This is a genomic window from Enterococcus thailandicus (genome assembly GCF_001886265.1).
Lineage (GTDB): Bacteria > Bacillota > Bacilli > Lactobacillales > Enterococcaceae > Enterococcus_B > Enterococcus_B thailandicus.
The window spans coordinates 114,540-126,610 of the sequence record NZ_JXLE01000003.1 but is presented as its reverse complement, the minus strand read 5'-3'; the positions used below and the strand labels follow the sequence as shown (position 1 = coordinate 126,610).

The following is a 12,071-nucleotide window of genomic DNA, read 5'->3' as shown; positions in this document are numbered from 1 at the left end:
TCATGGAGAATTTTTTCAGTATTTTGGGCGGTATGGGAACAATGGCAACGGAGAGTTTTGTCCGCTTGATCAATCACCGCACGAATGCAACTAGGGACCAAGAATATCTAAACTATGTATTGTTCAATCATGCAACGGTACCGGATCGAACTGCTTATATTTTAGATCGTGAGAAGGAAAATCCAATTCCTTATTTGCTGGATGATATTGAAAAGCAAAACCTACTACAGCCAAACTTTATCGTATTGACTTGTAATACAGCACATTATTTTTTTGATGAGCTACAAGCAGCAACAAATATCCCAATCTTGCATATGCCAAGAGAAGCAGCCAACGAGTTAGTTCGTCAACAAACGACTGGTTCAGTAGCTATCTTAGGGACAGAAGGTAGCATGAAGGCAGGAATTTATGAGCGTGAAGTGAGACAATTAGGCTTTGACGTAGTGACTCCTGATGACAAACTACAAGCGAAAATCAATCATTTGATTTATCATGATATCAAAGAATCAGACTATTTAAATGAAGCTTTGTACTATGAAATTTTAGAGGAAGCGGTCGGACAACTAAACTGTGAAAAAATCATTTTGGGTTGTACCGAATTATCATTGATGCAAGAATTTGCTTCTGATAATACGTACCCAGTGATTGATGCACAATCAATTTTGGCTGATCGAACAATTGAGCTAGCAGAAAAATTTCGGGAACAATCTTCTAATGCTAAATAGTAGCGACAATTAATTGAATCGTTAACGATAGAAAAACTTGGAGCAAGTATCATCATTTGTGGTATTTGGTCCAAGTTTTTTGTAACAACAGGTTATTTTTCCATGAAAATTCCATAAATAGGAAAGATATAGCTAGCGATGATACGCCCGGAATGATATAATTTAAATGACAATTAGAGAGGGGTTCGAGAAGATGGCTGAAAATTTACAACTCGTAATTATTACAGGAATGAGCGGCGCAGGAAAAACTGTGGCGATACAAAGTTTTGAGGACATGGGATACTTTTGTATTGATAACATGCCTCCAAGATTGATTCCTAAATTTTGGGAACTAATCAAAGAATCTGGAAAGGTAACAAAAATGGCATTAGGTGTCGATTTACGTTCTCGTTCATTCTTTGAAGAAATTCAAAAAATGTTGATTGAAATTGTCAATACGGATTTCATTGATACTTCGATTCTGTTCTTAGATGCTTCAGATGAAGAATTAGTAGCCCGCTACAAAGAAACTCGTCGTACCCATCCGATGGCAATGGATGGCCTAGTAACTGAAGGAATCCGTAAAGAACGTGCAATTTTAAATGAATTAAAGGTGCAAGCATCCGTTGTTATCGATACGACAACGATGACGCCACGCCAATTAAGAGAAAAAATCATTGCTACGTTCAAAACGCAAGAAGATCAAGGCTTCCGAATTGAATTTGTTTCTTTTGGATTCAAATACGGGTTACCGATTGATTCAGATATTGTGATGGATGTGCGTTTTTTACCAAATCCTCATTACATTCCAGAGTTACGTCCGTTAACTGGAATGGATCAACCCGTTTATGATTATGTGATGTCGTTTACTGAAACAGAGGATTTTTATAGTCAATTTCTTCATTTATTGGAGACTGTTTTGCCGGGATATGTCAAAGAAGGAAAGAGCAGCTTGACTGTTGCAATTGGTTGTACCGGCGGACAACATCGTTCAGTTGCTTTAACAGAACGTTTATCAAAAGCGTTGAGTGAAAATTATAAAGTGAATGTTACGCACCGTGACAAAGATAAGCGGAAAGAGACGGTGAATCGCTCTTGAATATGAAGACCTATCGAATTAGAAAACCAAAAATTGTGGTAGTCGGGGGTGGAACGGGTCTCCCAGTTATCTTGAAAAGTTTACGCAATCAAGGCGCAGACTTAACGGCCATTGTAACAGTGGCGGATGATGGAGGAAGTAGTGGTGCAATTCGGGAATCAATTTCAATGGCACCACCTGGTGATTTGCGAAACGTATTGGTGGCACTTTCTGATATGCCTCAGTTTTATGAAGATATTTTTCAATATCGTTTTAAGAAAGAGGATCAATTCTTAGCTAATCATAGTATTGGTAACTTGATTATTGCGGCTGTTTCAGAAATGAGAGGTAGTACGTACGATGCGATTCAGTTATTGTCGAGAATGATGCACGTAGATGGGCATATTTATCCATCGTCTGAAACACCTTTAACGCTCCATGCTGTATTTAAAGATGGAACAACAGCTGTTGGTGAATCAAAAATTGCGTTAGATCGTAAAACGATTGACCATGTCTTTGTGCGAAATACGACGGACGATCAAGTAGCAAAAGCAGCGCGTAAAGTTGTGAATGCTATTGCGGAAGCAGATATGGTTGTACTTGGTCCGGGAAGTTTGTTTACGAGTATCTTGCCCAACTTAGTTATTCCTGAAATCGGCGAAGCAATCGTTAAAACAAAAGCAGAAGTTGTTTACATCTGTAATATCATGACGCAAAAAGGTGAAACGGAACATTTCACTGATGCGGATCACATACGTGTGTTGCACGAACACTTACAGGAGAAATTTATTGATACGGTGTTGGTGAATACAGAAAAAGTACCAGAAGATTACATGGATCCTGAAATCTATGATGAATACCTTGTTCAGGTTCAGCATGATTTCAACGGGCTTAGAAATGAAGGTTGTCGCGTTATTTCAACTGATTTCTTGGAGTTGAAAGATGGTGGCGTGTTCCATGACGGCGAAAAAGTCGTTGAAGAACTTTTTCGGTTAGTTTTTGGATCGAAATATTAAATTAGGATTGTGAAAGAAAGGAGGAGAATAGAATGTCATTTGCATCTGATGTAAAAAAAGAGTTGACTGGTTTGGAAGTTCATCGTGAACATGCAAAAGCAGAACTTGCTGCTTTGTTGCGAATGAACGGCTCTTTAGGCATTGTCAATCAGCAGTTCATTTTAAATGTTCAGACAGAAAATGCTGCGATTGCCCGACGTATCTATTCTCTTTTAAAAGATCATTATAATGTTCGAAGTGAGTTACTTGTTCGAAAAAAAATGAAATTAAAAAAGAATAATGTTTATATCGTTCGCTTGAAACAAGGAACGAAAAACGTATTGATGGACTTAGATATTATGGATGGCTTGATGTTTAATGGTCATGTGTCTGATGAAATCATGGGAAATGCACAGAAAATGCGTTCTTACTTACGTGGTGCATTCATGGCATCTGGATCTGTGAACAATCCAGAGACGAGTCGTTATCATTTGGAAATTTTTTCCATTTATGAACAACATAATCAAGACATTTGTGACATGTTGAATTACTATGGCCTGCATGCACGAACACTTGAAAGGCGTAATGGTTATATTTCCTACTTAAAAGGAGCAGAAAAAATTGCTGACTTTTTAACGTTGATTGGTGCGACAAATTCGATGTTGCGTTTTGAAGATGTTCGTATCGTTCGTGACATGAGAAACTCGGTTAATCGTTTGGTTAATTGTGAAACGGCGAATTTAAATAAGACGATTGATGCGGCATCTAAACAGATTGAAAATATTGAATTCATTGAAGCAAGAGTTGGTTTACATGCTCTACCAGAAAAACTGCAAGAAATTGCTGAATTAAGGTTGCAACATCCAGAAGTCAGCTTGAAAGAATTAGGTGAGATGATTCCATCAGGAGCAATCTCAAAATCGGGCATCAATCATCGAATACGAAAGATCAATGATTTTGCTGAGAAGCTAAGAGAAGAAGCTGTGTGATTGACTCAATTAGTGCATTGATTGAGCGAATCACTGTTAATAAAAAAGGTGAACCAAGACGGAATTCGTTTTGGTTCACCTTTTTTATTAGTTGATTAAAGAAGTTAATTCGTCTAACGTGATGCTTTCGTCAAAAATAGTTTGATCGAGTATAATCGTTGGGACGAATTGAATATGCGCAGCATTTGCTTCGTCAATGATTGCTTTTGCCATTTCCATATCTGGTTGATAAGTCAATCCTAATTCTTGCGTTGCGTATTGCGCAACTCCTTCTAAAGAAAGTTCTTTCCATTGGTCTTGCATTTCAAAAATCTGTTTGATTTCTGCTAAAGCTTTTTTGCCGTCGTTAGCAGTAATGTGATGATGCATGACATTACCGCGTTGTAAACTTTCTTTTTCTTTATCAAAGAGTTTAATTAGACGATTGACTTTTCCTTCTTGTACAAATGAGTCAAGTGTCAAAAAAGATTCTTCAAACCATTTTTTACAATAAGGACAAGCAAGATTGAGAAACTCAATCGTTGTTTGTGGCGCTGCTGTATCTCCGTAGTAAATTCCTGTTGTTTCGTTTGTTTTTGTTGCATCAATGACTGAAATATCCATAGAAACACCTCCAAATACATTTTACCGATTCAAAATAAAAAAAGATAGCGTTTTGTTTTCGGAGGATTTCACAAAATATTCCTTATTAAAAGAGTGTTTTTTGAAAGTATGTGAATAAATGCTCGAAATTTATTTTTATTCCCCTCAAATTTACGGTATAATGAAGCAGATTACTCGAGAGAAACTGAACAAGGATGATGATAAATGCGAAAAATGAAAACCATGGATGGGAACACAGCCGCAGCATATATTTCCTATGCGTTTACCGAGTTAGCTGCTATCTATCCAATTACACCAAGTTCAACAATGGCAGAATTAGTCGATCAATGGTCGGCAGCAGGAAAGAAAAATATATTTGGTCAACCAGTTAAAGTTGTCGAAATGCAATCAGAAGCCGGCGCTGCTGGCGTGGTTCATGGCTCCTTAAAAACAGGTGCTTTGACGACTACTTATACAGCATCACAAGGATTGTTATTGATGATTCCAAACATGTACAAAATAGCAGGTGAATTATTGCCAAGCGTTTTTCATGTGGCAAGTCGAGCAGTGACAACTAATGCTTTAAATATTTTTGGCGATCATGGGGATGTCATGGCCGCTAGACAAACGGGATTTGCGATGCTATCAGAAAGTAGTGTCCAAGAAGTAATGGACTTAGCTCCAGTCGCACACTTAGCCTCGATTGAAGCAGAAATTCCTTTTATGAATTTTTTTGATGGCTTTCGAACGAGTCATGAAATTCAAAAAATCGAAGTGTTGGAATATGATGAATTAGCGCCATTGATTAATCAAGAAAAATTAGCAAAATTCCGTCAAAGGGCAATGAACCCGAATCATCCAACCGTTAGTGGAACGAATCAAAATCCTGATATCCATTTTCAACAAAGAGAAACGATTAACCAATATTATGATAAACTTCCAGAAATCGTTCAAAAATATATGCAAGAAATTAATCAGTTGAGAAATACTAATTATGATTTGGTTACGTATCATGGTGCAGAAGATGCAGAAGAAATCATTATTTCCATGGGATCTGTTGCACAGACGATTGAACAGACAGTCGAATATTTAAATAAAAATGGTCGTAAGGTTGGCTTTTTGAATATTCATTTATATCGACCATTCCCAGTTAAAAACTTGCTAGAAAAATTACCAAGTACGGTTAAATCAATTGCGGTTCTTGATCGAAGCAAAGAACCAGGAGCTGGTGGAGAACCATTACTATTAGACGTTCAAAGCGTAATGTATGACGCAGAAATACGTCCAACAATTATTGGTGGACGATATGGTTTGGGTTCAAAAGATGTTACGCCTGATCAAATCGTGACCGTCTTTGATGAATTAAAAAAAGAAAAAGCGCAAATGAAAACGCGCTTTACAATCGGAATTGTTGATGATGTTACGTATACTTCACTTGAAAAACGTGAGACACTTGATTTAACGAACCCAACAACTTATCAAGCAAAATTCTGGGGATTTGGCTCAGATGGAACAGTTGGTGCGAATAAATCTGCGATAAAAATCATTGGCGATCATACGAATAAGTATGCACAGGGGTATTTTCATTATGATTCAAAAAAATCAGGTGGCTTGACCGTCTCGCATCTTCGTTTTGGTGAAACGCCGATCCGTTCGACTTATCTAGTTGAACATGCTGATTTCATTGCATGCCATACGCCAGCTTACTTGCATAGTTATGATTTGGTTAAAGGATTGAAACCTGGCGGAACATTCCTATTGAATACAATCTGGAGCGATGAGCAACTTGAAACACATTTACCAACGAAATTAAAAAAATATTTAGCACAAAATGACATCCAGTTTTATACAATCAATGCAATGAAACTTGCACAAGAAGTAGGACTTGGTCGGCGAATCAATACAGCAATGGAAACGGCCTTTTTTAAATTAGCTAATATTATTGAGTTTGAAGAAGTCTTGCCAATTTTAAAAGAAGAAGCGCTGAAAAGTTATGGGCATAAATCAATGACGATCGTTGAAAAAAATACACAAGCCATTGATCGAACAGTCGAGCTTCTTCACAAAGTGGATGTTCCAGAAAGTTGGAAAACGCTTGAAGTACCGCAAAAAGCCGCTTGTAAACAGTCAAGTTATGTAGAAGAAATTCTCGTACCTGTGAACGCACAAGAGGGCAATGAATTGTCGGTGGGAACATTAGTAAGAAATGGAATGACAGCAGGCGAAATGCCTGTTGGGACAGGTGCTGTTGAAAAACGTGGTGTCGCGCTTGAGGTGCCTGAATGGATCAGTGACCGTTGCACGATGTGTAATGAATGTGCCTTTGTTTGCCCGCACGCAGCAATTCGCCCATTTTTGGCAGATGAAGAGGAGATGGAAGAAGCACCAGAAGGGTTCATCGTTCGTGAAATGCGAGGCGCTGATGGCCAGAAATACCGAATCCAAGTTTCTGTGGAAGATTGTACAGGCTGTGGACTATGTGTGGAAGCTTGTCCTGCAAAAGGAAAAGCGTTAGTAATGAAACCTTACGAAGAACAAAAAGAACAAGCAGTGAATTGGGCGTTTGCCATGACATTACGTCAAAAAGAAAACCCGGTTAAAGGAAAAAACACTGTGTTATCAACTCAGTTCAATCAACCATTATTAGAATTCTCAGGTGCTTGTTCTGGTTGCGGTGAAACACCTTATGTGAAATTATTGACTCAAATGTTTGGGGATCGAATGATGATTGCTAACGCAACTGGTTGTTCTTCCATTTGGGGAGGAGCATCACCTGCTTCACCATATACGACAAATGAATGTGGACAAGGCCCAGCTTGGTCAAATTCATTATTAGAAGATAATGCCGAGTTTGGCTATGGGATGTTACTGGCTGCACAAACAAGACGTGAAGCTTTAGCGAAGTCGATGAGTGGAGTGCTACCAAAAGTTTCTTCAGAATTACGTTTATTGATGGAAGATTGGTTGAATCATTTGTTTGATAGTGAAGGCACACAACAACGGGCAGCAAAACTTCAAGCCGCGATAGAAGCAGAACTTGAAGCTGTTCCAGAATTAGCAATGATTTATCGCGAAAAAGATTTATTTGTAAAAAATAGCCAATGGATGATTGGTGGCGATGGTTGGGCATACGATATTGGTTTTGGTGGTATCGATCATGTGATTGCCAGTGGCGCAGATGTCAACATTTTGGTTTTGGACAATGAAGTTTATTCCAACACCGGTGGACAAACATCGAAAGCAACACCAGCTTCAGCGATTGCTAAATTTGCTGCCAGTGGGAAATATGCAGCGAAAAAAGACTTAGGCAAAATGGCGATGACTTATAATCATGTTTACGTTGCGCAAATCGCGTCGGGTGCAAACCAAATGCAAACAATCAAAGCATTTGAAGAAGCCGAAAAATTCCCTGGTCCATCTCTGATTATTGCCTATACACCATGTATCACTCATGGCTTATTTGGTGGGATGAAAGAATCAATCAAGGAAGCAAAAGAAGCTGTATCTTCAGGTTATTGGTCACTGTATCGCTATAATCCGACTTTACTCGAAAAGGGAAAAAATCCAATGACATTGGACTATAAAAAGCCAGATTTTTCAACGATGGCAGAATTTATGCGTAAACAAGTTCGTTTTTCTTCATTAGAAAATACAAATCCGTTAATGGCTAAAGACCTATTTGAAAAAACTGTGCATGATGCAAAAAATCGCTTTTATAGTTATGCGTCGATGTCTGGTGAACTCGAAAAAATCAAAGCGAAGTTAGAACCTGAACCCGCTTCAAATACGCCTGAGAAAGAGCAAAAAGAGAAGCGTGTTAAAAAAGAAAGACCTGTTGATCTTGAAGCACAAGAACGACGAGCAAAACGGCGTGAAGAACGTGCAAAACGTCGTAAAGAACAAGAATAATGAAAAGAAAGACTTGCTAATGACGCCTTGAAGGTGAAAATTTAGTAAGTCTTTTTTTGACGAAAAAAGAAATTGTAACTTTCTTGAAAAAATTGTGATTTTATCTGGAAAAACGAAGCAGAAAACTCTTTAAAGAATAAACATATGATATAATGGGAAAGAAATCTCAAAAGAGAAGAGAGGCTTTTTATGTCATTTCAAATCGGGGAACTTTTTAATTTGAATTATTGGCAGCAAATGCTTTCCGGTGATTTTTTATCGCTAAACTTTTTTGTGAACATACTTGATATTCTGGTTGTCTGGTACTTGGTGTACAAACTGATCCAGCTGCTAAGAGGAACGAAGGCCATTCAATTACTAAAAGGGGTTGCGATTTTTATCGTGATTCGAATTTTAGCAGAAATAATTGGACTTCATACGCTATCCTGGTTGATGAATCAAGTCATTACCTATGGTGTTATCGCAGCAGTTGTCATTTTCCAACCTGAAATTCGTCGCGGGTTGGAGCATCTTGGAAGAAGTTCACTATTTAAGCAAACGAAGAGTGAACAGCAAGAAGATGAAAAAATGATTTTGTCATTCGATAAAGCGATCCAATATATGTCCAAGCGAAAAATTGGTGCATTGGTCACAATCGAACGTCATACAGGATTAGATGAGTATATTGAAACTGGAATTGCGTTAGATGCAGATATTACGGGGGAATTACTGATTAATATCTTCATTCCAAATACGCCACTTCATGATGGGGCCGTTATTGTAAAAGACGGTAAAATTGCAGTGGCCAGCGCATATTTGCCTTTATCTGAAAGTATGTTGATCCCGAAAGAGTTTGGGACTCGTCACCGCGCAGCTGTCGGTATCAGTGAAGTCAGTGATGCGATTACGATCGTTGTCTCTGAAGAAACAGGAGATGTCAGTATCACTTTAGATAACGAATTGATTACTGGTCTATCTCAAGAAGAATATTTAGCAATCTTGCGTCGTGAATTGATTGCAGATGAAAAAACAAAGAACAGAAAAAATGTTCTTCAATCCTTCCTAGATGGCATGACTAAGGGAGGGGGTCGTAAATGATCTCAAAAGAAAAAAGGACCAGTATTTTCTATGGGTTTATTGCTTTAATGTTTAGTATCGTTTTGTATTTCAATGCAAACAATCAATCAACTCAAAGTGTCTTATCTGGTTCTGAATCGTATACACAAACTGTGAGTGATGTGCCAATTCAGTTATCTTATGATTCTGAAAAATATTATATTCATGGATTTGTAAGTACGGCAAAAGTGAAACTTACTAGCGCTAATCGTGTTCAGCTAAATGCGGAATCAAATATTGATACGCGAACGTTCCGTTTAAGTGCAGATTTAACTAAGTTGAGCGAAGGAACCCATGAAGTTTCACTAAGAGTCAGAAATCTTAGTAGTGCAGTGAATGCGAAAGTTGAACCAACCACAATCACGGTGACAATCGAAAAACGGGTGGAAAAAGATTTTGAAGTAACGACAATCTTGCCATCTGAAACGACACCATCTGGTTATCAATTAGACACTGTTTCAGAAACACCAAAAAAAGTGTCGATTACGACAGGTGATAAAACATTAGCGGAAATCAACCAAGTGGTTGCTGAAGTCAATGCGTCGGACGTGACAGATGATGGTATCAATAGTAATGTAGCTGTGCAAGCTTTAAATAGCGCGGGAGAAGCGTTGAGCATCATTGCTGATCCAGTGCATGTAAGAGTACAAGCAGATGCAATCAAACCGACAAAAACGGTTCGTCTTTATGGAACACAGCAAGGTGTTCGTGCAGATGGTGTGAAAAGCTATGACTTTAATTTTTCAAAACTGGAAGCAGAAGTAACGGGAACCAGTGAGTTATTGGAACAACTGGGAGATAGTATCATCGTTCCAATCGACGTGTCAGGGATTACACATCGTTTGACGAGAGAGTATGAGATTCCGGTCAGTGATGGGCTAAGTGTTTCACCGAAAAAAGTGAGTGTCGAAATCACACCGGTGTTAGAAGAGACGACCAACAGAAGTTCATCTTCACGTTCAGAAAGCAGTGCAGATCGTACGTCAACAACACAATCTGGAACGGATACAAGGAGAACGACAACACCATCAACTTCAAATTCGTCTTCAAGTTCAGATACACAAGCTACGAGTACTGAAGAATCGATAAACGAGACAGTTGATTCAACTCAAAACTAATGGATGAAACCGAACAATTGAATGGGAAAATTTCTTAGAAAATGAAGTTAAAGGAGCAAGTTAATCGTTATGGGTAAATATTTTGGAACGGACGGTGTCCGTGGAGAAGCAAATAAAGAGTTAACACCAGAATTAGCATTTAAATTAGGGCGTTATGGAGGCTATGTTTTAAGTCAACATGAAGTTGAAGGAAAACGTCCTCGAGTTTTAGTTGGTCGTGATACTCGTATTTCTGGCCAAATGCTTGAATCTGCATTAGTTGCAGGGTTGTTATCAGTAGGGATCGAAGTCTTTCAATTAGGCGTTATCTCAACACCAGGTGTAGCTTACTTGACTCGTTTACAAAAAGCGAGTGCTGGAGTAATGATTTCTGCATCGCACAATCCTGCACAAGATAATGGAATCAAATTCTTTGGAGCAGATGGATTCAAATTGGTGGATGACCAAGAATTAGAAATCGAAGCATTGCTTGATGCACCAACTGATGAGCTACCAAGACCTTCTGCTGAGGGATTAGGAACTGTCGAAGAATTTCCAGAAGGATTATTGAAGTATTCACAATTTTTAGTTCAAACAATCAATGGTGATTTGTCTGGGCTAACAGTTTGTGTTGATGCGGCGAATGGTGCAACAGCAACTTCTGTCAATCGTTTGTTTGCAGACTTGGAAACCGATTTCTACACGATGGGAACAAAACCAGATGGCTTGAATATCAACGACGGCGTTGGCTCAACACATCCAGAAAAATTAGCTGAGATGGTTGTTGAAAAAGGAGCAGATGTTGGTTTAGCTTTTGATGGCGATGGTGACCGAATCATTGCGGTTGATGAACTAGGAAATATCGTTGATGGTGATAAAATCATGTTTATCTGTGCAAAATACTTAGCAGAAAAAAATCGCTTGAAAAAAGATACAATCGTAACAACGGTTATGAGTAACTTAGGTTTCCACAAAGCGGTTGAAGGAATCGGTTTGAAAGATGTGATTACTCAAGTTGGCGATCGTTACGTAGTGGAAGAAATGCGTAAAAATGATTATAACTTTGGTGGGGAACAATCGGGTCACATGATTTTCCTAGATTTCAATACAACTGGTGATGGAATGTTATCTGGTATTCAATTGTTGAATATCATGAAACAAACAGGCAAAAAATTATCAGAACTTGCTGGTGAAGTAACGATTTATCCACAAAAATTAGTGAATATTCGTGTCAGCGATAAAAATGGAGCAATGGATGTTCCTGCAATCAAAGCAGTTATTGATGAAGCAGAAGCTGAAATGAATGGGGAAGGTCGTATCTTAGTTCGCCCTTCAGGAACAGAACCATTGTTACGTGTCATGGCAGAAGCACCAACGGATGAAAAAGTAAATTATTATGTTGATAAAATTGCTGCAGTCGTAAAAGCGGAAATTGGTATTGACTAATTAAATAAAGAGCTAAAGCGGATTTTTGCTTTGGCTCTTTTTCTTGCTAAACTCCTGCCCAAAAATAAAATTCCATGCGCAAAATGGTCTTTCGGTTTGTACATGTGTATTAAAAAGAAGTAGCCGTGAAAAATTCACGGCTACTTCTTTTTTGAATTGATTGGGGAAGACTAGAA

At 38.3% G+C, this 12,071-nt stretch carries 9 protein-coding genes; 8 read left to right on the top strand and 1 reads right to left on the bottom strand.

Going from position 1 to position 12,071, the window contains the following annotated elements; translation table 11 throughout:
* The first annotated feature begins 2 nt into the window (after positions 1–2).
* The 4 genes from RV17_RS03130 (at position 3) to whiA (ending at position 3,766) form a co-directional block, all read left to right on the top strand.
* Positions 3–725 carry an amino acid racemase gene (locus RV17_RS03130; RefSeq protein ID WP_067484284.1) on the top strand — a complete coding sequence of 241 codons (723 nt, stop codon included), beginning with the start codon at positions 3–5 and terminating at the stop codon, positions 723–725.
* A gap of 193 nt (positions 726–918) precedes the next feature.
* A complete protein-coding gene (gene rapZ, locus RV17_RS03125; protein ID WP_067484287.1) occupies positions 919–1,803 on the top strand; it encodes an RNase adapter RapZ in 885 nt (294 codons plus the stop codon).
* The gene (locus RV17_RS03120; RefSeq protein ID WP_067484290.1) at positions 1,800–2,798 is read left to right on the top strand and encodes a gluconeogenesis factor YvcK family protein; all 999 of its coding nucleotides are present in this window, start codon (positions 1,800–1,802) and stop codon (positions 2,796–2,798) included. Before rapZ ends, RV17_RS03120 begins: the two co-directional genes overlap by 4 nt.
* 32 nt (positions 2,799–2,830) lie before the next feature.
* The gene (gene whiA / locus RV17_RS03115) at positions 2,831–3,766 is read left to right on the top strand and encodes a DNA-binding protein WhiA (protein ID WP_067484292.1); all 936 of its coding nucleotides are present in this window, start codon (positions 2,831–2,833) and stop codon (positions 3,764–3,766) included.
* 87 nt (positions 3,767–3,853) lie between these two features.
* Here whiA and RV17_RS03110 read toward each other — a convergent pair whose 3' ends face one another.
* A complete protein-coding gene (locus RV17_RS03110; protein ID WP_067484295.1) occupies positions 3,854–4,369 on the bottom strand; it encodes a DsbA family protein in 516 nt (171 codons plus the stop codon).
* Between the two features lie 204 nt (positions 4,370–4,573).
* Here RV17_RS03110 and nifJ point away from each other — a divergent pair, with 204 nt between their 5' ends.
* The 4 genes from nifJ to glmM all read left to right on the top strand — a co-directional run bounded on the left by nifJ (position 4,574) and on the right by glmM (position 11,895).
* A complete protein-coding gene (gene nifJ, locus RV17_RS03105) occupies positions 4,574–8,257 on the top strand; it encodes a pyruvate:ferredoxin (flavodoxin) oxidoreductase (protein ID WP_071868496.1) in 3,684 nt (1,227 codons plus the stop codon).
* A 189-nt stretch (positions 8,258–8,446) separates the two neighbouring features.
* A complete protein-coding gene (cdaA, locus tag RV17_RS03100) occupies positions 8,447–9,334 on the top strand; it encodes a diadenylate cyclase CdaA (protein WP_067484300.1) in 888 nt (295 codons plus the stop codon).
* Positions 9,331–10,470, top strand: coding sequence for a CdaR family protein (locus tag RV17_RS03095; RefSeq protein WP_067484303.1), 1,140 nt, complete (start codon positions 9,331–9,333; stop codon positions 10,468–10,470). The genes cdaA and RV17_RS03095 overlap by 4 nt, the downstream gene beginning before the upstream one ends.
* 69 nt (positions 10,471–10,539) lie before the next feature.
* Complete coding sequence (gene glmM, locus RV17_RS03090; protein ID WP_071868495.1) at positions 10,540–11,895, top strand: phosphoglucosamine mutase; 1,356 nt, start codon at positions 10,540–10,542, stop codon at positions 11,893–11,895.
* Positions 11,896–12,071: the final 176 nt, after the last annotated feature.